The sequence below is a fragment of the Stenotrophomonas sp. genome, from assembly GCF_036662295.1.
Classification (GTDB): Bacteria; Pseudomonadota; Gammaproteobacteria; order Xanthomonadales; family Xanthomonadaceae; genus Stenotrophomonas.
The window spans coordinates 1-23,318 of the sequence record NZ_JAVWXA010000061.1 but is presented as its reverse complement, the minus strand read 5'-3'; the positions used below and the strand labels follow the sequence as shown (position 1 = coordinate 23,318).

General features: G+C 70.2%; 20 protein-coding genes and 1 pseudogene. 15 read left to right on the top strand and 6 right to left on the bottom strand.

Annotated elements, in window-relative coordinates; translation table 11 throughout:
* Positions 1-180 precede the first annotated feature (180 nt).
* Positions 181-3,000 carry a glycoside hydrolase family 3 C-terminal domain-containing protein gene (locus RSA25_RS12720; protein ID WP_332809231.1) on the bottom strand — a complete coding sequence of 940 codons (2,820 nt, stop codon included), beginning with the start codon at positions 2,998-3,000 and terminating at the stop codon, positions 181-183.
* A gap of 266 nt (positions 3,001-3,266) precedes the next feature.
* Positions 3,267-3,710, bottom strand: a complete 444-nt coding sequence (locus tag RSA25_RS12715; protein ID WP_332809230.1) for a helix-turn-helix domain-containing protein — start codon at positions 3,708-3,710, stop codon at positions 3,267-3,269.
* A 75-nt stretch (positions 3,711-3,785) separates the two neighbouring features.
* On the opposite strand from RSA25_RS12715, the gene RSA25_RS12710 reads away from it, so the two are divergent.
* The 6 genes and pseudogenes from RSA25_RS12710 to RSA25_RS12685 all read left to right on the top strand — a co-directional run bounded on the left by RSA25_RS12710 (position 3,786) and on the right by RSA25_RS12685 (position 11,896).
* Positions 3,786-4,955, top strand: a complete 1,170-nt coding sequence (locus tag RSA25_RS12710; protein ID WP_332809229.1) for an MFS transporter — start codon at positions 3,786-3,788, stop codon at positions 4,953-4,955.
* A gap of 271 nt (positions 4,956-5,226) precedes the next feature.
* Positions 5,227-5,844, top strand: coding sequence for a translesion DNA synthesis-associated protein ImuA (gene imuA / locus RSA25_RS12705; RefSeq protein ID WP_332809228.1), 618 nt, complete (start codon positions 5,227-5,229; stop codon positions 5,842-5,844).
* Positions 5,845-5,853: 9 nt separating this feature from the next.
* Entirely contained in the window at positions 5,854-7,269 is a 1,416-nt protein-coding gene (locus RSA25_RS12700; RefSeq protein WP_332809227.1) for a DNA polymerase Y family protein, read from the top strand.
* Positions 7,266-10,367, top strand: a complete 3,102-nt coding sequence (locus tag RSA25_RS12695; protein ID WP_332809226.1) for an error-prone DNA polymerase — start codon at positions 7,266-7,268, stop codon at positions 10,365-10,367. The genes RSA25_RS12700 and RSA25_RS12695 overlap by 4 nt, the downstream gene beginning before the upstream one ends.
* Positions 10,368-10,546: 179 nt before the next feature.
* Positions 10,547-11,053, top strand: coding sequence for a hypothetical protein (locus RSA25_RS12690; RefSeq protein WP_332809225.1), 507 nt, complete (start codon positions 10,547-10,549; stop codon positions 11,051-11,053).
* Between the two features lie 64 nt (positions 11,054-11,117).
* Positions 11,118-11,896: pseudogene (locus RSA25_RS12685) on the top strand (YggS family pyridoxal phosphate-dependent enzyme).
* Between the two features lie 19 nt (positions 11,897-11,915).
* On the opposite strand, the gene RSA25_RS12680 reads toward RSA25_RS12685, so the two are convergent.
* Positions 11,916-12,812, bottom strand: a complete 897-nt coding sequence (locus RSA25_RS12680) for a LysR substrate-binding domain-containing protein (protein WP_332809224.1) — start codon at positions 12,810-12,812, stop codon at positions 11,916-11,918.
* Between the two features lie 99 nt (positions 12,813-12,911).
* On the opposite strand from RSA25_RS12680, the gene RSA25_RS12675 reads away from it, so the two are divergent.
* A complete protein-coding gene (locus RSA25_RS12675) occupies positions 12,912-13,106 on the top strand; it encodes a hypothetical protein (RefSeq protein WP_332809223.1) in 195 nt (64 codons plus the stop codon).
* Positions 13,107-13,155: 49 nt separating this feature from the next.
* Here the strand turns inward: RSA25_RS12675 and RSA25_RS12670 are convergent, their stop codons facing one another.
* On the bottom strand, positions 13,156-15,333 hold the full coding sequence (locus RSA25_RS12670) for a hypothetical protein (protein ID WP_332809222.1): 2,178 nt from the start codon (positions 15,331-15,333) through the stop codon (positions 13,156-13,158).
* Positions 15,334-15,580: 247 nt separating this feature from the next.
* Here RSA25_RS12670 and RSA25_RS12665 point away from each other — a divergent pair, with 247 nt between their 5' ends.
* From RSA25_RS12665 to RSA25_RS12655, 3 genes are read left to right on the top strand one after another with little or no spacing between them, the layout of a single operon-like run.
* Positions 15,581-16,051 (top strand): DUF2975 domain-containing protein, encoded by a 471-nt coding sequence (locus RSA25_RS12665; protein ID WP_332809232.1) that lies wholly within the window; start codon positions 15,581-15,583, stop codon positions 16,049-16,051.
* The gene (locus RSA25_RS12660; RefSeq protein WP_332809221.1) at positions 16,051-16,281 is read left to right on the top strand and encodes a helix-turn-helix transcriptional regulator; all 231 of its coding nucleotides are present in this window, start codon (positions 16,051-16,053) and stop codon (positions 16,279-16,281) included. The genes RSA25_RS12665 and RSA25_RS12660 overlap by 1 nt, the downstream gene beginning before the upstream one ends.
* A 40-nt stretch (positions 16,282-16,321) precedes the next feature.
* Positions 16,322-17,854, top strand: coding sequence for a TerC family protein (locus RSA25_RS12655; protein ID WP_332809220.1), 1,533 nt, complete (start codon positions 16,322-16,324; stop codon positions 17,852-17,854).
* A 41-nt stretch (positions 17,855-17,895) separates the two neighbouring features.
* On the opposite strand, the gene RSA25_RS12650 is transcribed toward RSA25_RS12655, so the two are convergent.
* The gene (locus RSA25_RS12650; protein ID WP_332809219.1) at positions 17,896-18,300 is read right to left on the bottom strand and encodes a RidA family protein; all 405 of its coding nucleotides are present in this window, start codon (positions 18,298-18,300) and stop codon (positions 17,896-17,898) included.
* Positions 18,301-18,433: 133 nt separating this feature from the next.
* On the opposite strand from RSA25_RS12650, the gene RSA25_RS12645 reads away from it, so the two are divergent.
* Genes RSA25_RS12645 through RSA25_RS12635 form a run of 3 tightly spaced genes read left to right on the top strand, consistent with a single transcriptional unit; the run spans position 18,434 to position 20,714 of the window.
* Positions 18,434-19,360 (top strand): LysR family transcriptional regulator, encoded by a 927-nt coding sequence (locus RSA25_RS12645; protein ID WP_332809218.1) that lies wholly within the window; start codon positions 18,434-18,436, stop codon positions 19,358-19,360.
* Between the two features lie 33 nt (positions 19,361-19,393).
* A complete protein-coding gene (locus tag RSA25_RS12640; protein ID WP_332809217.1) occupies positions 19,394-19,801 on the top strand; it encodes a hypothetical protein in 408 nt (135 codons plus the stop codon).
* A gap of 55 nt (positions 19,802-19,856) precedes the next feature.
* Positions 19,857-20,714, top strand: a complete 858-nt coding sequence (locus RSA25_RS12635) for a hypothetical protein (RefSeq protein WP_332809216.1) — start codon at positions 19,857-19,859, stop codon at positions 20,712-20,714.
* A gap of 45 nt (positions 20,715-20,759) precedes the next feature.
* Here RSA25_RS12635 and RSA25_RS12630 read toward each other — a convergent pair whose 3' ends face one another.
* The gene (locus RSA25_RS12630; RefSeq protein ID WP_332809215.1) at positions 20,760-21,155 is read right to left on the bottom strand and encodes a hypothetical protein; all 396 of its coding nucleotides are present in this window, start codon (positions 21,153-21,155) and stop codon (positions 20,760-20,762) included.
* A 216-nt stretch (positions 21,156-21,371) separates the two neighbouring features.
* On the opposite strand from RSA25_RS12630, the gene RSA25_RS12625 reads away from it, so the two are divergent.
* Positions 21,372-22,493 (top strand): histidine kinase, encoded by a 1,122-nt coding sequence (locus tag RSA25_RS12625; RefSeq protein ID WP_332809214.1) that lies wholly within the window; start codon positions 21,372-21,374, stop codon positions 22,491-22,493.
* Entirely contained in the window at positions 22,490-23,275 is a 786-nt protein-coding gene (locus tag RSA25_RS12620; RefSeq protein WP_332809213.1) for a LytTR family DNA-binding domain-containing protein, read from the top strand. The genes RSA25_RS12625 and RSA25_RS12620 overlap by 4 nt, the downstream gene beginning before the upstream one ends.
* Positions 23,276-23,318: the final 43 nt, after the last annotated feature.

Below are 23,318 nucleotides of genomic sequence, written 5' to 3'. Positions count from 1 at the left end.
AGGGCGTGTAGGCGGTGTTGCCCAATGCGGCGCAGCCCTCGCGCCGGGTTCAGCTGCTGCTGGCGCACCTGCGCCAGCAGCTGACCGGTTGAATCAGGGCCGGGCACCCCTGCCCACGGGGTGCCACGGCCAATGGTCGTGGCACCCGGTAGATACCGACCGTCGGTCGGTACGCCTGCGTCAGCGCACGACCTGTTCGTCCAACACGAACGGGGTGGTCTGCAGCGGCTCGTTGGCCGAGCGCGACACCTGCAGTTCGTAGCGGCCTTCGGCGATCTTCCACTGCTTGGCGGCCGTGTCGAAGCTGGCCAGCGTCTTGGGCTCGGCCTCGATGCGGATCCGGCGCGACTCGCCCGGCTGCAGGGTGACCTTCTGGAAACCGATCAGGCGGATCGGCGTCGCGCTGCCTTCGGGCATCTTCAGGTACAGCTGGGCCACGTCCGCACCGGCCACCTTGCCGGTATTGCGCACGTCCACGGTGACCGACAGGCGCTGGCCCATCGCGGTGGCGCTCAGGTTGTCATAGGCGAAGGTGGTGTAGGACAGGCCATGCCCGAACGCGAACTGCGGCGTCAGCCCCTTGGCGGCAAACCACTTGTAGCCGACGTTGGCGCCTTCGATGTCGTAGTCGATGGTGTCATCGGGCTTGTGCTTGGGATTGAAGCCCAGGCCGTTCACTTCCGGTCGCGGCAGCTGGCTGGCATCCACCGGCCAGGTCACCGGCAGGCGGCCGGACGGATTGACCTTGCCGGTCAGCAGCGCGGCGATGCCTTCGCCGCCGCGGATGCCCGGGTACCACGCCTGCAGCACCGCCGGCACCTGCTGCAGCCACGGCAGCTCGACCGGGCCGTTGGTTTCCAGCACCACCACGGTCTTCGGGTTGGCCTTGGCCACCCCGGCGATCAGTGCGTCCTGGTTGTCGGGCAGCTTCATGTGCGGCAGGTCGACCGACTCGGCCGACCACTGCGTGGCGAACACGATGGCCACGTCGGCTGCCGCGGCCGCGCGCGCGGCCGCGGCCACGTTGCGGCCATCCACGTAGGTGATCTCGGCATCGGGACGCTCGGCGCGCAGGGCCTCCAGCGGCGAGGACGGGTGGAAGATCACCGGGCCCGGCCAGGTGGTCGGCAGCACGCCCGGCACCGCGTTGGTGCCCTTTGCCGTCCAGCCCACCATCGAGGAACCACCGCCGCCGATCACGCCCTTGTCGGCATGCCCGCCGATGATGACGATGCGCTGCACGTCCTTGCCCAGCGGCAGCACGTTGTCGGCATTGCGCAGCAGCACGCTGCCCTCTTCCACCGTGCGCTGCGCGGCGGCGAAACCGGCCGCGTCGTCGATCGGCTGGTGCTGCGGCGGCAGGTCGAAATTGCCGTTGGCGAACATCGCACGCAGGATGCGCGCGACCATGTCGTCCAGGCGCGCACGCGGCACCACGCCGCCATTGACGGCCAGGCGCAGCGGTTCGTCGAAGTACACCGCCTTGTCGAACACCTCACCGGCCGACTGCTGGTCCAGGCCGGCCAGCGCCGCCTTGGAGCCGCTGTGCACGCCGCCCCAGTCGGACATCACGAAACCGGGGAACTTCCACTCCTGCTTGAGCACCTGGTTCATCAGGTAATCGTGTTCGCAGCCGTAGATGCCGTTGATGCGGTTGTAGGAGCACATCACCGAGCCGGGCTTGCCGATGTCCAGGGCGATCTCGAACGCCAGCAGGTCCGACTCGCGCATGGCCTGCTCGCCGATCTGCGCGCTGTGGAAATTGCGCGCGGTTTCCATGTCGTTGAGCGCGAAATGCTTCATCGTGGAGACCACGTGCTGGCTCTGCACGCCGCGGATCGATTCGCCCACCAGGCGACCGGCCAGCAGCGGGTCTTCGCCGGCGTATTCGAAGTTGCGGCCGTTGCGCGGATCGCGCTGCAGGTTGACGCTGCCGGCCAGCAGGATGTTGAAGCGCTGCTGCCAGGCTTCGCGGCCCATGGTGGCGCCGCCTGCAAAGGCGACCTCCGGGTTCCAGCTGGAGGCGGTGGACGGACCGGACGGCATGGCGGTGGCATGGTCGCCCTTGCGGATGCCGCCCGGGTTGGTCACGCCCACGCCGGCATCGGCCGACTGCTGCGAGGGGATGCCCAGCCGCGCCACGCCCGGCACGAAACCAGCCGAACCGACCGCGCCTTCCGGCAGCGGACCACCGTCCTTGCCCAGCCCGAAGTAGCTGTGCAGCATCTGGAACTTCTCATCGTCGGTCATCTTCGCCACGATCAAGCGGGCGCGTGCATCGGCGTTGAGCGAGGTGTCCATCCAGGGCGTATCACCACCGACCGGGGCGGCATAGCCCAGGGTCAGCAGCTGGCCGGCGATGGTCGGGCTGTTGGCATCGAGGCGCAGGTTGACCGCCTTGCTGGCCGCCGACTGGAAGCCGTTGGACTGGGCCACCTTGGTGCTGGCCTGGAAGCCGGTCACCGCCGTATCGCCTGCGCCCAGCAGCACCGCCGGCGCGCCCACGCGCGAGGCATCGATGAGCTGCTGCAGACGCGCGCCATCGGCGGCGGCGGTCTGGGTGTACAGCGCCACCACGTGGCGGCCGTCGTTCAAGCGCAGGTAATGCATGCCCGGGGCTTCGATACCCGACTCGGCTTCCACCGGCAGGCGCGAGATCACGATGCTGCCACGGCGTTCGGCCGAGGCCGGGTCGGCACTGACGAAGCGGTAGCGGTAACCGAGCTGGTCGGCCAGCGCTTCCAGCGGATCCGGCACGTGGCTGCTGCCGCTGGTGTCCGCTTCACGGTGCACGTTGCCGATGGTCAGCGCGTCCACCTGCATGGCCTGCAACTGGGCCGCCACGTCCTTGGCATCCAGCCACTTGGGCGCCTGGTCCAGGCTGAGCACGGTGAAGGCATCACTGCCGCCCGGGGCGGCGGCCGGCGCGGCCCAGGCCGAAGCAGCCAGCGAAAGGGTGATGGCGGCCGTCAGGGCCAATGGCTTTGTAATCGTTTTCATAAGCGGGCGAAACACCTTTGCTTGCGCAAAAAATCCAGGGAGTCGTGCCGCAGAAGGGTGCAGCGCCAAGATGGCGGATGCCGGCGCCTTGCAGGCCGGTATCGAGTACTGGCAGGCAGTGCAGCTACGACCAGGCCCCTCCGCCCGTCGATACAGCCGCCCTGCCCGGTGGGCGCCGCAGCCGGCACCCATCCGGTGAAGAGTCGTTCACCCTGTTCATCGCTGTCAACAGCGTGTTCAGTTTGGACGGCGCAGGGCAACCCCGATCACTGCACGGCGGGCCTGACCACGTGTGTCGCCGAGGCCGCCAGCACGCGCCCTTCCCGGTCCTGCGGCAGCAACGGCGCCAGCGGCTGGCCGTCGGCGAGCGTGAGCAGCTGCGAGCGTGGTTCATGTTCTGCGAACAGGAAATCCTCACCCCACTGCCGCAACGCCACCACCAGCGCGAACAACGCCTGCCCCTTGGGTGTCAGCACGTAGTCGTGGTACCGGCTGCCATCGGCCGCCGGCTGCTGGGCGAGCACGCCAGCATCCTGCAGGGCCTGCAGGCGCTGGCTGAGCATGCTGCGCGACATGCCCAGGCTGCGCTGGAAATCGCTGAACCGGTGAACCCCATCAAAGGCATCGCGCACGATCAGCAGGGACCAGCGATCGCCGATCAGATCCAGCGCACGGGCCACCGGGCAGGTGGCGTTGGGGTCGTGGGGCATTGGGCACCTCCGTAAGTGGTTTTATTTTAGAACCAAATAACCCAGAATCAATTGGTTCTATTTTGAGACCAAGCGATGTCCCAGGTTGCTCCGCTGTCCCGTACCGCCACCCCCTTGTTGTTGCTGTTCGCCTGCGCCGCCGGGCTCAGCGTGGCCAACGTCTACTACGCCCAGCCGCTGCTGGATGCCCTGGCCGCCGATCTGCACATCGGCACCGCACGGATCGGCGCGGTGATCGCCGCCACCCAGCTCGGCTCGGTGCTGGCCCTGCTGTGGCTGGTGCCGCTGGGTGACCGGCTCGAACGGCGGCGCTTGATGGCCACGCAGAACGCCGCGCTGGTGCTGGCCCTGCTCGGCGTGGCCGTGGCGGGCAGCGCCGGCACACTGCTGCTGGGCATGCTCGCGGTGGGCCTGCTGGGCACCGCGATGACCCAGGGCCTGATCGCCTATGCCGCCGCCGCGGCCGATCCTGCCGAGCGCGGGCGCGTGGTCGGTGCGGCCCAGGCCGGGGTGGTGATCGGCCTGTTGCTGGCGCGGGTGGTGGCCGGTGCGGTGGCCGACCTCGGCGGCTGGCGGGCGGTCTACCTGTTCTCGGCCGGCGCCATGCTGGTCAGCGGCGCGGTGCTGTGGCGGGGCCTGCCGCGCCTGCCGGTGCCGATCGCTGCCGCCCGCCTGTCCCTGCCCGCGTTGCTGCGCCAGCAACCGGTGCTGCGCCGGCGGGGCGTGCTCGGGCTGCTGTTGTTCATGGCCTTCGGCCTGTTCTGGAGCACGATGGCCCTGCCGCTGAGCGCGCCACCGCAGGCCCTGAGCCACACCGCGATCGGCGCATTCGCGCTGGTCGGCCTGCTCGGCGCGCTGGCCGCTTCACGCAGCGGGCAATGGAGCGACCAGGGCCACGCCGAACGCGTGAGCGGCGCGGCGCTGCTGCTGTTGCTGCTGGGCTGGGCGCCGCTGGCGGCCCTGCCCCAGCACCTGGGCTGGCTGGTGCTGGGCGTGCTGCTGCTCGACCTGGCCGTGCAGGCGCTGCACGTCACCAACCAGAGCCTGATCCTGGCCGCCGCCCCGCAGGCCCAGGCGCAGGTGATCGCCGCCTACATGCTCTTCTATGCCGCCGGCAGCGGCCTGGGCGCCCTCCTCGGCCCCACGCTGTATGCCACCCACGGCTGGCGCGGCGTCTGCGCCGCCGGCGCCACCGTCTCGGTGCTGGCCCTGGCCACATGGGCAAAGACGCGCCCGCCAAGGTAGCGCCACCCCATGGGTGGCTGTCTTCGCCTCGACCCCATGCCCCGCGAGGAGGGTAGAGCCACCCCATGGGTGGCTGCCTTCCGCCCCGACACCATGACCCCGCCAGCCACCCATGGGGTGGCTCTACCCCCTCCCAACATCGTTAGCATTTTTACTAATTGCGCGTAGGATTGTCGTCTCAGCCCCTGACACCGCCCCTGCCGATACTTCCCGCCATGCCCCGTCCTGCCGCCCCGGCCCGTCCGCCCCTGCCCACCCGGGAGAGCCGCTGATGGGCGCGGTCGTGGCCCTGGACCAACTGCTGGAAACCCGCCAGGTCTGGCGCGGCCGCCCCCGTGCCACGGCCACGGGCAGCGCCAGCCAGCCCACCGGGCACCCGGCACTCGATGCGCGCCTGCCGGGCGGTGGCTGGCCGCCGGCGGCGTTGTCGGAGGTGCTGCTGGCGGTGCCGGGGCAAGGCGAACTGGCGCTGGTCTGGCCCACCCTGGCGCGGTTGAGCCGGCAGCAGCAGACCCTGGTGCTGATCGCCCCGCCTTACCTGCCGCATGCCCCGGGCTGGGCCGGTGCCGGGCTGGCCCTGGACCAGGTGCAGGTGGTCCAGGCAGCCCCACGCGATGCACTGTGGGCGGCCGAACAATGCCTGCGCTCGGGCGCCTGCGCGGCCGTGCTGTGCTGGCCGCAGCAGGCCGATGACCGCGCGCTGCGCCGGCTGCAGGTGGCGGCCGAAACCGGCCAATGCCTGGGCTTCGCCTTCCGCGACCTGCGCCAGGCGCGCAACAGTTCCCCGGCACCGCTGCGCCTGCAACTGGAAGGCGGGCAGGTCCGCGTGCTCAAGTGCCGCGGCGGCATGGCCCCGGCACACCCCTTGCCGCTTGCGCGGGCGCACTGAGCCGCCGCCATGCACTGGGCCTGCCTGCTGCTGCCCCAACTGGCCCTGGATGCCGCGCTGCGCCAGCAGCCGGACCCCGGCGTGCCGCTGGTATTGCTCGCTGGCCCGGCGCAGCGCCGCATCCTGCACGCGGTCAGTCCCGCGGCCCGGCAACGGGGCCTGCGCCGCGGCATGCTGCTGTCCGCCGCCCAGGCCCTCACCCGCGACATGCTCGCCGTCGAGTACGACCCCCGCGCCGAGCAGGCCACCCGGCAGTTGCTGGCCAGTTGGCTGTACGGCATCAGCTCGCAGGTCAGCCTGGCCTTCCCGCATGCGCTGGCGCTGGAGATCGGCGCCAGCCGTGCCCTGTTCGGCGATTGGCCCACGATCGAAAAACGCCTCTGCGATGGCCTGAAGGAGCTCGGCTTCCGCCATCGGCTGGTGGCCGCGCCCAATCCGCATGCGGCGTGGGTGCTCACCCGCGTGCATGCACGGCTGGGCGTGGACGCGGCCCAGCTGGAACCCACCCTGGCGCACGTGCCGATCGAGCACAGCGGCCTGCCGGCCGAGGCGGTCACGGTGCTGGCACGCTCGGGGCTGCGCACGCTGGGCGCGGCCTTCCAGTTGCCCCGCGACAGCCTGGCCCGGCGCTTCCCGCCGCAGGTGCTGGCCCACCTGGATGCACTGCGCGGCATCAGCACCCCGCTGCTGCCCTATTACCAGCCGCCGGACCGCTTCGACGCGCGCATCGAGTTCGAGTACGAAATCGAATCCACCCAGGCCCTGCTGTTCCCGCTGCGCCGCCTCACCGGCGACCTGGCCGCGTTCCTGTGTTCGCGCGATGGCGGCGTGCAACGGTTCCAGCTGTGGTTCGAACACGACCAGCATCCGGACACCTGCCTGGCCATCGGCCTGCTCGCCCCCGAGCGCGACCCGGCGATGTTGTTCGAGCTGGCCCGCAACCGGGTGGACCACCTGCAGCTGCCGGCCGGCAGCCGCGGCCTGCGCCTGCAGGCCGAGCACCTGCCCCCGTTCGTGCCGGCCGCACGCGACCTGTTCGACCCGCGCCCGCAGCAGGCCATGCCATGGGAACAGGTCCGCGAGCGCCTGCGTGCGCGGCTCGGCGATGACGCCGTGCAGGGCCTGGGGCTGCGTGCCGAACACCGCCCCGAGCGCGCCAGCGGCGATGCCCACGGCGCCCCCAAAGGCCCGCCGCCGCGCCTGCCGCTGCGCCCGGGCTGGTTGCTGCCGCGCCCGCAGCCGCTGCTCGACCCGCACCTGCGCATCCTGTCCGGGCCGGAACGGATCGAATCGGGCTGGTGGGATGAAGGCGATATCCGCCGCGACTACTACGTGGTGGAAACCGGCCACGGCCAGCGCGGCTGGGCCTATACCAGCGCCGATGGGCGCGGTGGCCCGTGGATGCTGCACGGCTGGTTCGCATGAGCGCGGCCCTGCCCGATTACGCCGAGCTGCATTGCCTGTCGGCTTTCAGCTTCCAGCGCGGCGCCTCGATCGCCGAGGAACTGTTCGCACGGGCCAAGGGCCAGGGCTACCGCGCGCTGGCGATCACCGACGAATGCTCGCTGGCGGGCATCGTGCGCGCCTGGCAGGCGGCCAAGAAGCACGACCTGGCGCTGATCACCGGCGCCGAGTTCCAGCTTGAAGACGGCCCCAAGCTGGTCCTGCTGTGCACCGACCAGGCCGCCTATGCCGGCCTGTGCCAGCTGATCACCACCTGCCGCCGGCGTGCACCCAAGGGCCAGTACCGTTGCCTGCGCGAGGACTTCGATGCCCTGCCGCCCGGCCTGCTGTGCCTGTGGCTGGACCACCGCCCCGATGCGACCACCGCCGCCTGGTTGCAGGCCCGCTTTGCCCAGCGCCTGTGGCTGGCGGTGGAACTGCACCGCGAGGCCGACGACGATGCGCGCCTGGCCGCCTTGCAGCACTTCGGCCAGGCCCACCGCATCCCGCTGGTGGCCTGTGGCGATGTGCACATGCACGTGCGCCGCCGCCGTGCCCTGCAGGACACCCTCACCGCGATCCGCCACCACTGCACCCTCACCGAGGCCGGCTGGCGGCTGTTTGCCAACGGCGAGCGCCACCTGCGCACCCGCCAGGCGCTGGCCGCGCTGTACCCCCCCGGGTTGCTGGCCGAAACCGTGCGTATCGCCGAGCGCTGCCACTTCAACCTCAAGCAGCTGCAATACACCTACCCGCGCGAGCTGGTCCCGGCCGGCCACGACCCGGCCAGCTGGTTGCGCACGCTGGTGGAGGAAGGCATGCAGTGGCGCTGGAAGCAAGGCGCAACGGCCAAACAGCGCACGCAGATCGAACACGAGCTGGCGCTGATCCACACCAAACAGTACGAGTCCTACTTCCTCACCGTGCACGACATCGTGCGCTTCGCGCGGGGCCAGCAGATCCTCTGCCAGGGCCGTGGCTCGGCGGCCAATTCCTCGGTGTGCTACGTGCTGGGCGTGACCGAGATCGATCCCAGCGAGATGGAACTGCTGTTCGAGCGTTTCATCTCCGCCGAACGCGACGAGCCGCCGGACATCGACATCGATTTCGAACACGAACGCCGCGAGGAAGTGCTGCAGTACGTGTTCAACCGCTATGGCCGCGAACGCGCCGCGCTCACCGCCGTGGCCATCAGCTACCGTGGCCGCAGCGCGGTGCGCGACGTGGCCCGCGTGCTGGGCCTGCCGCCGGACCAGGTCAACGAACTGGCCGCCTGCCTGGATCGCTGGAGCAGCCACGAACCGCTGCCGGAGGCGCTGCGCGAGCGCGGTTTCGACCCGGACACCCCGCTCATGCGGCGGGTGGTGGCGCTCACCGCCGAACTGGTCGATTTTCCGCGCCACCTGTCCCAGCATCCCGGTGGTTTCGTGATTTCCGAACACCCGCTGTCCACCCTGGTGCCGGTGGAAAACGCGGCCATGGCCGACCGCACCGTGATCCAGTGGGACAAGGACGACCTGGACGCCACCGGGCTGATGAAGGTGGACTGCCTGGCGCTGGGCATGCTCACCGCCGTGCGCAAATGCCTGGCCCTGCTGCACGCGCAGGGTGCGCCGAAGATGGGCATGGCCGATATCCCGCCTGGCGATGGCCCCACCTACGACATGATCTGCCGTGCCGACACCCTGGGCGTTTTCCAGATCGAATCACGCGCGCAGATGGCCATGCTGCCGCGCATGCAGCCGCGCTGTTTCTACGACCTGGTGATCGAAGTGGCGATCGTGCGCCCCGGCCCGATCCAGGGCGACATGGTGCACCCCTATCTGAACCGGCGGAAGAAACTCAAGGAAGAAGGCATCGAGGAAATCGACTACCCGCCCGCGCTGGAGAAGGTGTTCAAGCGCACCCTTGGTGTGCCGCTGTTCCAGGAACAGGTGATGCAGCTGGCGGTGGCCGCGGCCGGTTTCACTGCCGGCGAGGCCGATGCGCTGCGCCGCTCGATGGCCGCCTGGAAGCGCCATGGCGGCCTGGAGCCACACCGCGACCGCCTGCTCGCGGGCATGGCCGCCCACGGCCACAGCCGCGAATACGGCGAGCGCCTGTTCGAACAGATCAAGGGCTTTGGCAGTTACGGTTTCCCGGAAAGCCACGCGGCCAGCTTCGCGCTGATCACCTACGTGAGCTGCTGGCTCAAATGCCACCATCCCTCCGCCTTCGCCGCCAGCCTCATCAACAGCCAGCCGCTGGGCTTCTACACCCCCGACCAGATCCTGCAGGATGCGCGCCGCCACGGCGTGCCGGTGCTGCCGGTGGATGTGCGCCACAGCGCATGGGACTGCACCCTGCTGCCGCCGGCCACGCCCGGCCGCCCGTTCGGCATCCGGCTGGGCCTGCGCCTGGTCGATGGCTTCAGCGAAGACGTGGCCACCGCGCTGGTCCAGGCCCGGGCGCGGCAGCCGTTCGAGAGCGTGGCCGACCTCAGCCAGCGCGCCCGGCTCGACCGCCGCCACCAGGGCCTGCTCGCCGACGCCGGCGCGCTGAAAGGCCTGAGCGGGCATCGCCATCGCGCGCGTTGGGAGGTCTCGGGCGTGGAGAAGCCGCTGCCGTTGTTCGACACCGCGCGCGCCACCGTGGAGGCCAGCGTACCGCTGCCCCTGCCCAGCGCCTTCGAGGACATGCAGGCCGACTACAACAGCACCGGCACCACGCTGGGCCGGCACATGGTGTCCTTCGTGCGGGCGCAGCTGCGCCAGCGCCGCTGCCAGCGCTCGGACGAACTGGCCGCCGTGCCGCACGGGCGCAACGTGCGCTTTGCCGGGCTGGTGCGCATGCGCCAGCGCCCGCAGACCGCCAGCGGGGTCACCTTCCTCACCCTGGAAGACGAGTGCGGCATGGTCAATGCCGTGGTCTGGCGCAAGATCGCCGATCGTCAGCACCGCGTGCTGGTCGAGGCGCGCATGATGCAGATCGATGGCCGGCTGGAACGCGTGGACGGCGTGCAGCATCTGATCGTGCGCCAGATGCACAACATCGACGCGCTGATCGAAGGCGTGCGCACCCACAGCCGTGATTTCCACTGACGCCCGCGCGCCTGCCACAACCGGCGCCGTACTGCACCGCACTGCCGCGTGCGCGCGCCACGGGACCGGCTACAGCGCGTGATCTACTTCACGATAGCGGCAAATACAGACTTTCCCGACTGGCGTCGCAATTGCCCCTTCCGCTATTGTCGCTGCCTTCCAAGGATCTGGAGCCGCCCGTGTCCCGCGCACTCATCGTCACCACCCTGATCGTCTCCAGCCTTGCCCTGGGCGTGTCCGGCTGGACGGCCCTGCGCCTGCACCAGAGCCAGGCCACGGACCGGGTGATCACCGCACGCGGGCTGGTCATCCAGGATGCCAGCGGCCAGGCCCGGGTGATCCTCGGCGCGCCCGTGCCCGACCCCATGAGCAAGGGCGTCTCGCAGGGGCCGCGTGCCTCGCCGTTGTCCGGCCTGATCCTGCTCGGTGCCGACGGCTCCGAACGCGGCGGCTACGGCACCGCCGATGTCGGCGACGAAGCCATGCTCACCCTCGACGATGCCAGCGGCACCACCGAAGTGTTCAAGGTCACCGCCAATCCCGATCGCGGCGCCACCCTGGTGATCAAGCACCAGAACAGCACCGGTGCCATGCTCACCTCCTGGCAGGGCAAGCCGGAGCTGATCTTCGTCGGCGACAACGGCCAGTCGCACTACGTCCGTCCGAGCGCACCCGCCGCGCCCTGACGCCGGCGCTACCGGCACGGGCGGCGGGTATGCCACCCTGTCGCTCGCGTTTCCGGAGTCCGTCATGCCCATCGCACGCCCCGACTGGCCGCAGGCCACCACCGCCGAGGACATCGGCCACAACCTGGCGGCCGTGCGCGAACGCATCGCGCGCGCCTGCACCCGCGCCGGCCGCGATCCCGCCAGCGTGCGCCTGCTGCCGGTCAGCAAGACCGTGGACGAAGCGCGGCTGCGGCTGGCCTGGCAGGCCGGCTGCCACGAATTGGGCGAGAACAAGGTGCAGGAAGCCCAGGGCAAGGCCGAGGCCATGGCCGACCTGGGCATCCGCTGGTCGGTGATCGGCCACCTGCAGACCAACAAGGCGCGCGAGGTGGCGCGCTTTGCCAGCGAGTTCCAGGCGCTGGACAGCCTGCGCGTGGCCGAGGCCCTGGACCGACGGCTCACGCTGGAACAGCGCACGCTGGACGTGTTCGTGCAGGTCAACACGTCCGGGGAGGCCAGCAAGTACGGGCTGGACCCGATCGCGGTGGCCGACTTCGTGCAGCAGCTGCCCGCCTTCACCCGCCTGCGCGTGCGCGGCCTGATGACCCTGGCCCTGTTCTCGCCGGATCCAGACCAGGTGCGCCCGTGTTTCGTGCGCCTGCGCGAGCTGCGTGATCGCCTGGGCCCCACCCTGCCCGCCGGCGTCAGCCGGACGCGCTGTCGATGGGCATGTCCGGTGATGTCGAGATCGCCATCGAGGAAGGGGCCACCGTGGTCCGCGTCGGCCAGGCGATCTTCGGCGCACGCACCACCCCGGACAGCCACTACTGGCCTACTCCGGGGCCCGCATCCCTGTCCTGAGAGCAGCGCGCGCGCCGCGCTACCCCAGCAGGCGCATATGCAGGTCATGTTCGCGGGCCTGCCCCTGCAGCCACGCCCGGAAGGCCAGGAAGCCCTGGTGCGTGGCCGAACGGGGCGGATACACCAGCCAATGCGACCAGCGCGTCTTCAGCCGCTGCGGTGACAACGCCACCAGCTGCCCCGAGTCGAGCAGCAACCGGGCCCGCGTCACCCGCCCCAGCGCCACCCCGAACCCATCCAGGGCGGCACGATGGTGCGATTCGGAGTCGTTGAGCATGGCCACGTAGCGGCTCGGCGGCGTATCGCCCACCAGGGCGAACCAGCGATGCCATTCGCCATCCGGATCGCCCAGCAGCGGCCACTGCGACAACGGCCGGCCGTCCACCCCGCCCATCCGTTCCACCAGCGACGGGCTGGCCATCGGCATCAACCACTCATCGAACAGCGGCTCGGCCTGCAGGCCCGGCCATTGCCCGGCCCCCACGCGCAGCGCGGCATCGACCTGTAACTGGCGCTCGAAATCGGTGAGCCGCTCGCTGGATTCCAGATTGAACTCGATCTGTGGATGGGCGGCCACGAACGAGCCCAGCCGTGGCACCAGCCAGTTGGAGGCCATCGACGGCAGCGCGCTCACCGTCAGCACCCGGTCGTGGCGCGCGGCGAAAGGCTGCACCGCCTGTCCGATCGCATCCAGGTGCGGGCCGACCTGCTCGAGCAGGCGCTGCCCTTCGGCGGTGACCGCCACCCCGCGCGGCTGGCGCAGCAGCACCGGGTAGCCCAGGCGCTGCTCAAGCTGGCGCATCTGGTGGCTGAGTGCGCTGACGGTCAGGTTCAACGTCTCCGCCGCGCGCGTCAGGTTGCCCAGGCGTGCGGCGGTGACGAAATTCTGCAGCGCCTGCAAGGGGATGCGGCTCATGTCGACTTGAATTCCATTCAAGGCCAGGTTGCGGAAATGTCGCTTTTTACCCCCGCATCCTGCGCCTATCGTCAAGGCCACTCAAGTGGAGACACGCCTGTGAGCATCTACGCCGACTTGTTGTTCCTGCAAGGCCACATCACCAACGCGGCCCTCGCCCGGCAGTTGGCCGCCCCCGCCGAAGCCGCCGGCCCGGCCATCGCGCCCCTGCCCGATAACGGGACCGTCGCCGCGACGCCCCCGGAGGCGGCACCCACGGCAACCATCGCCTCACGGCCTTGCCGCACCGCCTGATCCCGCTGCCGCGACCGCCACGCCAGGCGTGGCCGCGCAGCGCCCCGGACTACGGTGCCGAGCCGGCGGGTGGCAACACCCGCGGTTGCTGGTCGTACCACTCACGCGCACCGGCCAGGTGCCACTTGCGCTGTGGTCCGTCCATGTCGATACCGGCACCCAGCACGCCCCAGCGCAGGTAGAGGTTGCCGCGCCGCCGGGCCTTGGCCAGGTCCAGCCGCGCACGCAGCGACAGGCGCTCGTTCTCGGCCTGCAGGTCGTCCACCCACAGCTCGCCGCTGCGCCAGCGCAACTGGCCGCTGGCCTGCACCTCGCCGGCATCCAGCAGCCCCAGCACCCAGCGCGGGTACGCACTGCGCTCGGCAAACACGCCCAGCAACGGGCCGGCATCGCGCAGGCGCAGATCGGCCTGCGCATTGACCTGGAATGGCGCGGCCGCATCGATCCGGCCCTTGCGCAACGCCACCGTGCCCCACCAGTTGCTGGTCCCGGCTGCCTCGCCCACGCGGATGTTGCGCAGGTCCACCGTGGTGCCGGCCAGGTCGAACTGTCTGGCATTGAAGTCGGCACGCGTCACCCGCGCCTGCAGCTGCGCGTCACCGCGCAGTGCCATCCCGGCCACCTGCAGCTGGGCGCCGCGGCCGCGCAGGTCGGCGCGCCCGGTGCCGACCCGCCCGGCCGAATCCATCTCCACCTCGCCGCTGAGCAGGCCGGTGCCGCCCAGCAGGCGCACGGTGTCCCCGCCCAGGTAACGGTTGTAGGCGGTCAGGTCCGGCACCCGCGCATCCTTGAAACGCAGCTGCGCGCGCATGCCCTCGCGCAACTGTTGCAGGCGCGCATCGCCGCGCAGGTCCAGCGCCATGTCACGACCATCGAACAGCACCGCCTTGGGCGAGGCCGTGGGTGCGGCCTGGAAATGCGGAATGCGGACGTCCAGCTGCGCCTGTGCCGGGCCGCCGGCCACGATGCGGCCCGTTGCATTGGCCTCCCCGCGCAGGCGCACCCCGGCCACGTCGGCCACCGCCGCCACCTGCGGGATATCCAGCGTGCTGCCCGGCGCCAGTTGGCCATCGACGATCTTCAGGTCGCCCTTGAGCAGGCCGCCACCATCGAGGTGGAACCACGGCTTGCGCACGAACAGATCGGCGATCCAGTTGAGTGACTCGAACTTCCACGCCCCCTGCACCTGCCCGGACAACCGCGGCAGCAGCTCGGCCGGCGCACGGAATGGAATCCTGCGCCCGGTCACGCGCAGGTCGGCATGCAGCTCGCTGCCGGTTTCAGGGTCGCGCGGCAGCCGCGCCTGCACGCGCATGTCCTGCGCCACGTCCAGCTGCAGCGACAGCAGGCCGCGGTCATCGGCGTCCACCCCGGCATGCACCGGCACCCGCCAGACCACCCGGCTGCCCGGCTGCAGCGCGCCGTTGTCCAGCACCACATCGGCGTTGAGCCGTGCATTGGCCGGCGCACTGCCCACTTTCACGTGCGGCCCGCCGGTGTCGATCTCCAGCGCCTGGCTGCGCGCATCGATCTGCAGCTGCGCGTAGGTGATCTCGAACTTGCGCAGCCCCGGGGCCTGGTCACGATAGTGGCGCGGAAAGTGGAAGCGTGCCGCCAGGTGCGCATCGTCGAGCACCTTGATGCCATCGAAGGTGACCGTGGCCTGCTCGAAGCCGGCATTGGAATCGAACAGCTCCGACGGGCCGCCCTTCAACTGCTTCAGGAACCCCACCGTGCCGTGGCCCTGGCCCTGCACGAACAGCTTGCCGAAGCGCCCGCTGCGGATGGAATCGCTGTGGATGGCATCAAAGCGCAGGGTCCAGCCACGGTCGCCGCGCGGCGGCGGCGGGATCGCCTTCTCCACGCGCTCCACTTCCGACTCCACGCCGCTGGCATCGATGCGGGGGATGCGCACCTCACGCCGGAACAGCGCCACCAGGTCGATCCACGCACTGGCACGGTCGGCGCGGAACACATACACGGTGCGGTTGGCCTGGCCGCGCATGCGGATGTCCCAGACCACCGCATGGCCGGGCAGCAGGGTCAGCGCCGCACCGGTCTGCATGCTGAATTTCTCCGGCTTGCGGTTGGTCACCGCGTCGAACAGCGGCGTGTTGAGGAACACGTTGCCGGCCACCAGGTACAGCGCGTAAAGCACCAGCAGCGAAAACAGCGCCACGCGCCATGGCCGGGGCCAGCGTCTGACGCGCTCGGGAATCAGGGGCATGAAGGATGCGGGGGAAGCCGAAGGGACGCCCCACTATCGGCAAGCGCGCCGCGCCGCTGCGTGAAGGCCGCCGCCGCCCACGCGCGCCAGGCGGGCCGCTGGACAGACCTCGCCTTATCGTTTATCAATAAACAGGTGGATCACGGCGATCCGCGTTTTTCCTGGAGACCGCGTGACCGGCACCCCCCAACACCCGCCCGCCTCGGGCGACATCGTGCATTTCACCCGCACCGCGCTGGTCGCGGTGATGGGCGCCTGCTGGCTGGGCATCCTGGCCGCGCTGTGTGCGCTGCCGGTGGTGTATTTCGATCGCAGCTGGCTGCTGCAGGCCGCCCAGGTCAGCGCCACCCAGGCGCAGCAGTCGCACCTGTTCGCGCACTTCGCCCTGGGCGTGGCCGGCATCCTGCTGTTGCTGGCCACCAGGCTGGTGTTCCTGCGCCACCTGCAGCGCTTCGTGCGTGCGGTGCACGTGGGCCATCCCTTCGCCCACGGCCATGCGCTGCGCCTGCGGCGGATGGCCTGGCTGATGCTGGGCATGGAGGGGTTGTCGATCCTGATCGGCCTGCACGCCAGCTGGATGGGCCCCGGCTTTGCCTGGCTGGAAGTGGGCGGCGGCATGTCCATCACCGGCCTGATCGCGGTGCTGATGCTGTTCGTGATGGCCCGCGTGTTCGCCGTGGGCGCGGCCATGCGCGACGACCTCGACGGCCTGGTCTGATGGCGGTGGTCATCACCCTGGACCAGATGCTGCTCAAGCGCGGCATGACCTTGTCCGAACTGGCCGCGCGCATCGACATCACCCTGGCCAACCTGTCCATCCTCAAGACCGGCAAGGCGCGCGCGATCCGCTTCTCCACCCTGGATGCGATCTGCCGCGAGCTGGACTGCCAACCCGGCGACCTGCTCGGCCACGACCCGGCCGCGCCGCACCCCGACGCGCTCGACTGAGCACGCGTCCCTGCCCCTTTTCAAACAACTGTGAGCAACGATGGAATGGCTGGCTGACCCCTCGATATGGCTGGGGCTTGCAACACTGGTGGTGCTCGAAATCGTGCTGGGCATCGACAACCTGGTCTTCATCGCGATCCTGGCCGACAAACTGCCCCCGCACCAGCGCGACCGCGCGCGGTTGATCGGGCTGGGCCTGGCGCTGCTGATGCGGCTGGTGCTGCTGGCCGCGCTGGCCTGGATCATGAAGCTCACCGAGCCGCTGCTCAGCCTGTTCGCGCACAGCTTCTCCGGCCGCGACCTGATCCTGCTCGGCGGCGGCCTGTTCCTGCTGTTCAAGGGCACCATGGAGCTGCACGAACGCCTGGAGGGACGCGCCCATGAGGCCGACGGCAACCGCGTCTATGCCGGCTTTGCCACCGTGGTGGCGCAGATCGTGGTGCTCGATGCGGTGTTCTCGCTGGATTCGGTGATCACCGCGGTGGGCATGGTGGACCAGCTGGGCGTGATGTACGCCGCGGTCACCATCGCCATGGCGGTGATGATGCTGGCCAGCAAGCCGCTCACCCGCTTCGTCAACCGCCACCCCACCGTGGTGGTGCTGTGCCTGGGCTTCCTGCTGATGATCGGTTTCAGCCTGGTCGCCGAGGGACTGGGCTTCAAGATTCCCAAGGGCTATCTGTACGCGGCCATCGCCTTCTCGGTGCTGGTGGAAGCCTTCAACCAGTGGGTGCGCTTCAACCGCGAGCGCGACCAGCAACGCCTGCCGTTCCGCCAGCGCACCGCCGATGCGGTCCTGCGCCTGCTCGGTGCCCACCCGCGCCGGCACGACGACGACCCGGCCGGGCACGACGCGCACGCCGACGAGGAACGCCTGGCACCGGCCGAACAGGACATGATCCGCAGCGTGCTGGGCTTGGCCGACCGCCCGGTGGCCAGCGTGATGACGGTGCGCGCGGACCTGGAATGGATCGACCTCCACCGGGGCGATGCGCACGCGGTGGACCGCCTGGTCGCCACGCCGCACACCCGCATGCTGGTCGGCAACGGCGACCTGGACCAGGTGCTGGGCATCGTGCAGAGCCGCGACCTGCTGGTGGATGTGCTGCAGGGCAAGCCGTTGCAGCTGCAGGCCAACCTGCGCGCACCGGCCTATGTAAGTTCCAGCGCCAGCGTGCTGCAGGCGCTGGAAATCATCCGCCAGCATCCGGTGCCGCTGGCGGTGGCCGTGGACGAGTACGGCAGCGTCGAAGGCCTGGTCACCGCCAACGACCTGCTGGCCGCCATCGCCGGCGACCTGGCCGACACCCAGGACGACCGCTACGGCATCCAGTCCACGGGCGATGGCCAATGGGACGCCGACGGCGCCCTCACCCTGGACGACCTGCAGCGCCTGGCGGCGATCGTGTTTCCGCGCAGCGGGCATTACCAGACGCTGGCCGGCCTGGTCCTGCATCGCCTGGACCGCATGCCCGTGGCGGGCGACGCGGTCGATCACGAAGGCTACCGGCTGCAGGTGCTGGGCATGGAGCGGCGGCGCATCACGCGCCTGCAGCTGTCCCGGCTGGCCTGAGCGATGTGCCGCGCGCACCGTCGACACCACGGTGCACGGCGTCAGTGGGCGTCACCGGCCGGCAGCTTCGCAATCACCTTGATCTCCACGTCGAACCCATACAGCCAGGTCACCCCGATCCCGGTCAGGGTCGGGTACGGCGCGGTGCCCCAGTACTCGGGCACGATGGCCCAGACCCGCTCGAAGATCGCCTCGGGGTTGACCAGGAACACGGTGACATCGACCACGTCGTCAAAGCGGCAGCCGGCCGCGCCGAGCACCGCGTTGAGGTTCTCGAACGCGCGGCGCACCTGGTCCTCCAGCACCGGTTCGGGCGAACCGTCCTCGCGGCTGCCCACCTGCCCCGAAACGAACAGGAAGCCATCGGCGCGCACCGCCGGCGAATAGCGGTTGCGCTCGTACAGGGCCTGCCGGCCCGGCGGAAAGACCACGTCACGGGTTGCCATCGTGTTTCTCCAGGGCCAGCGGCCCGTTGGTTGGGGATGCGGTCACGGTAGCGGCCGCCTGGCCACGGATAAACGACGGCGGCTGGCCATCACTGTTTGTAGAATCCAAACAATCACCCACACAGGCGCCCCCATGGACAGGTTCGACGCAATGCAGGCCTTTGCCCGCGTGGTGGAGACCGGCAGCTTCACCCGCGCCGCCCGCACCCTGCACATGAGCAGGACCACCGTCACCCAGCTGGTGCAACAGCTGGAGGCACGGCTGCGGGTGCGCCTGCTCAACCGCACCACCCGCCAGGTCAACGTCACCGCCGACGGGGCGGCCTACTACGAGCGCGTGGTGCGCCTGCTGGCCGATATGGACGATGCCGATACCAGCCTGTCCAGCGCCGCCGCCCTGCCACGCGGGCGGCTGCGCATCGACGTGCCCACGCCATTGGCGCGCCTGTTGCTGGTACCGGCGCTGCCCGGCTTCCTGGCCCGCTACCCCGACATCCAGCTGGACCTGGGCGTGAGCGACCGCACCGTCGACCTGATCGGCGAAAACGTGGACGCGGTCGTGCGCGGCGGCCCGATCACCGATCCCTCGCTGGTGGCGCGTCGCATCGGCGACCTGCAGGCCGGGATCTACGCCGCGCCGAGCTACCTGCAACACGCCGGCATCCCCGAGCATCCGCGCGTGCTGGCCGAGGGCCACCATCGCGTGGTCGGCTACCTGCGCGCGCGCAGCGGCACCGTGCTGCCCTACACCCTGCAGCGCGGCGAGGAGCACCTCACCGTGCAGGGCCGGCATCGGCTCGCGCTCGACGACGGCAACGCCTACCTGGCGGCCGGCGTGGCCGGACTGGGGCTGCTGTGGCTACCCGACTACATGGCCGCCGCGCACCTGCAGCGGGGCGAACTGGTCCGCGTGTTCGACGACTGGCGCGTGGCCCCGATGCCGCTGTATGTTGCGTTTCCGCCCAACCGCCACGTGAGCGTCAAGCTGCGGGTGTTCATCGACTGGGTGGCCGAACTGATGGCCGCGCATGCCCCGGTCGAGCCGATGCCCGCGCGCTGAGCGATGCGCCGCCCGTTCCTGCCAAGGCCCTACATGTCTGCCCTTCTCCGCACTGTCCTGCCGCTCTCGCTGGCGCTGCTCGTCCCGGCCCTGGCCCTGGCCACGGCCGCGCCGGCGCCCACCGCGCAGGCGCCGGACCGGTTGATGACCGCGCTGCTGGATTGCCACTTCGGCTATGCCCAGCAACACTTCCGCAGCCGTGCCAGCGCCACCGAGATCGCCACCGCCGCGGCCTCCTATTGCGACGCGGCCTTGCAGGCGGTCGCCCAGGACACCTACCTGCGCGCACTGGCCGCCGGCCTTCCGGCCGACAGCGCCGAACAGTCGCGGCAACGCATGCTCGCCGACCTGCAGCAGATGCTGCCCGGCTTCACCCTGGACAAGGTCATCCAGTTCCGCGCCGAGGCCGATGCGGCCGCCCCTGCCGATCCATCGCGCTGACCACGCCTTACACTGGCGGCCGACGGAACAACGCAACGGCACCAGGGAACGGGCAATGGGCTATGACATCCACATCACGCGGCGCGCGCAGTGGTTCGACGAAGCAGGGCCGAGCCTGACCCTGCAGGAATGGCTGGACCATATCGCGCAGGATCCGGAACTCCAGCTGGAAACCCGTCCCGACGCCGATCCGGGCGATGCGTGGTGGGTGCCGCAGCCAGGCACCCGGATGGGGCTGTGGCACCAGCAGCACCGCGTGGTCGCCAAGAACCCCGATCCGGCCCTGCTGCGCAAGATGTACCAGATCGCACAGGCGCTGGACGCGCGCGTGCTGGGTGACGAGAACGAAGAATACGGCGCCGACGGCCAGCCGCTTGCGCCCGATCCGGCGCCGCCCCCGGCGGACGCGATGCCTGCATTGCCGAGCGAAGGCGTGGCACCCGCAGGTGTGGCCGCTGCGGCGGATCGCCGCGCATCCGACGCCCGCAGCACGCGCTCCGGTCCGCCCTGGCGGATGCTGAAGATCGGCCTGTCCATCGCGGTCTGGCTGCTGTGCCTGCCCGGCCTGTTCCTGCATGGCTTCTTCGCGTCGATCGCCCCCATGCTCCTGGTCAACCGCGTTCTCGCCAGGGAGCCGACGAGCGCGAGCGAGACGCTGGTAATGCTCGCGCTGGGCGCGAGCATCACCGCATGGGCCATCCTGGCGTGGATGAACATTGCCTGGATCCGTGGCTATCCGGTGCATTGGCGGTGGCCGCTGCTGGGCACGGTCCTGGCGGTGGCCTGGCAGGTGCCGGTGGGCTTCGGGATGTCGCTGGTGGTCATCCCCGGCATCGCGCTGGCGATCTACCTGTGCGCGTGGCACCTCTGGACCGGGTGGCGCACGCAGGCCAAGGCGCCGACGCGCGGGTGATCCCAGCGCACCGAGGCGGCGACGCGCTGCCGGGAAGCGGGCGGATCAGCGCGGTCGAGCCGCCTCCCCGGCGAGCTGACGCACCGGCTGCGCCGCCTGCCGCGCATACCGCGCGTCCCTGGGCATGGCGCTGATCACCAGCCTGCCGCCGCGGCACACATCCACGTTGGGGTAGAGCGCGCTGCGGCCGTTGCCGAACTGCACCTGCAGGTCGTAGCGGCAGCCAGCATCGGCGATGCCCACCGTGGTGGCGCCGCCACCGCCAGGCACTGCGTCGATGTCCTTGGCCTGGAAGGCGCCGCTGCCCGCAGGCGCCACGGCCACCGCGGTGACGCGGTCATGGGCGCGGTTGACCAGGTCCAGGTAGCGCACGCGCTCGGCGGCGTGGGCCGCGGTGGCAGTCAACAGCAGGGCGACAACGGCGATTCGGATCGGGGACATGGCGGGTGCTCCAGCGCAGGAAGGAAGGCCGGCCGGGTCCACGAGGGTGCCCGCCGGCGCCTGCATCACGCGCCCCGCACGTGGCGGCGGCAATCGATCCGGGACCAATCGTCGTCACGCGCGGGCCAATCGTAACCGGCCGCCATGGCGCTTCCCGCACGCGCGGGGCCTGCCTAAGATGGGCCTCGCCAGCCCTGCCTGGCCCGGGATTCCGCAATGAACATCCGCCTCGGCAGCACCCAGATCCGCCTGTCACGCTATCTCGCCCTGTGGACGCTGGTGGCGCTCGTGTTCGCCATGCAGAGCTCGATCAATGTCGGCCTGCCGCGCACGCACTGGCCGCTCTGGGACCTGGTCCGCTGGTCGCTCATCCAGTGGTACAGCTGGGCCGCGCTGGCCCCGCTGGTGTTCCGGCTTGCCGAGCGCCATCCCGTGCGCGGCAGCCAGCGCTTCCACGGCCTCGGCGCACAGGTGCTGGCCAGCGTGGGCGTCACCTTGGCGGCGATGGTGCTCGGCGCGCTGGTCTCCACCCTGTTCGAGCCCAGCGGGTTTGCCGAGCAGCTGGGCTATTTCCTGGAGCAGCACTTCGCCATCGGCCTGCTCACCTACTGGACGCTGTTTGCGATCCAGCAGGCCCTGTATTTCCATGCCGAGAAGGCCCGCCGCGAGCTGGAGGCCAGCCAGCTGGCCACCGAGCTGGCGCAATCGCGGTTGCTGGCGCTGAAGTCGCAGCTGCAGCCGCATTTCCTGTTCAACACGCTGCACGCCATCATCACCCTGCTCGACGAGGACAAGCTGTCGGCCGAAGACATGCTGCTGCGCCTGAGCGAGTTGCTGCGCGCCTTCCTGGAGGATTACGACGGGCAGGAAATCAGCCTGCGCCAGGAGCTGGACCTGATCGAGCTGTACCTGGGCATCCAGCGCGTGCGCTTCAAGGACCGCCTCACCACCCGCACCTACATCGCCCCGGACACGCTGGACTGCGCCGTGCCCAGCCTGATCCTGCAGCCGCTGGTGGAGAACGCGCTGCGCCACGGCATCGGCCAGCGCGTGGGCAGCGACACCATCGAGATCGAGGCCCGGCGCGACGGCGATGCGCTGTGCATCGAGGTGCGCAACCGCAACAGCGCGCTCTCGGCCGAGCCCACCGCCGCCGGCCACGGCATCGGCATGGCCAACACCCGCCTGCGCCTGCAGGAGCTCTACGGCGAGGCCGCCGAGGTCCGGCTGGACATGATCTGGCCCGAGGGCGTGGTGTGCCGCATCCGCCTGCCGTTCCGTGCCTTGGAAAGCACCGATGATGCACCTGAGTTCATCCCGGGGTTGTCGCCGGCATGAGCCTCACTGCGATGGTGGTGGACGATGAACCGATCGCGCGCCACGCGATCGTGCGACTGCTGCGCGACGATCCGGACATCAAGGTCGTCGGCGAGTGTGGCGATGGCGTCTCGGCGGTGGCCGCCATCCGCAACCAGTCGCCGGACCTGGTATTCCTGGACATCCAGATGCCGGCAATCAACGGCATGGACGTGGTCGCCACCATCGGCGCCGAACGCATGCCCGCCACCATCTTCGTCACCGCCTACGAGCAATACGCGGTCAAGGCGTTCGAGGCCAACGCGGTGGATTACCTGGTCAAACCCTTCAGCCGCGAGCGTTTCGCCGCCACGTTGCAACGCGCCAAACAGCGGCTGTCGGCGGCCGCCGGGGCGGGCGCGCCGGCATCGGCGCAGCTGCTGCAGGCGCTGGATGCGCTGCGCCAGCGCGAGGCTTACCTGCAACGCCTGCCGGTGCGGGTGGACGAGCACGTGGTGCTGGTCGCGGTGGAGGACATCGTGTGGATCAAGGCCGCGCGCAACAACGTGGAGATCCACCTGGTCGATCGCGTGCACGAGCTGCGCGAGACCATGGCCACCCTCGCCGCCCGGCTGGACCCGCGCCATTTCGCCCGCGTGCACCGCTCGGCGATCGTCAACGTGCGCCGGGTCAAGGCCATCCACCCCTGGTTCAACGGCCACCACGTGATCACCCTGGACACCGGCCAGCAGCTACGCATGAGCCGCTACCAGAACGAGGCCTTCCTCCGGCTGGTGTCCACCCGCGGCGGCACCGACGGCTAGCCCGGTGCGGGCACGGCGGTCAGCGCGCCGCGCGCTCCTCGGC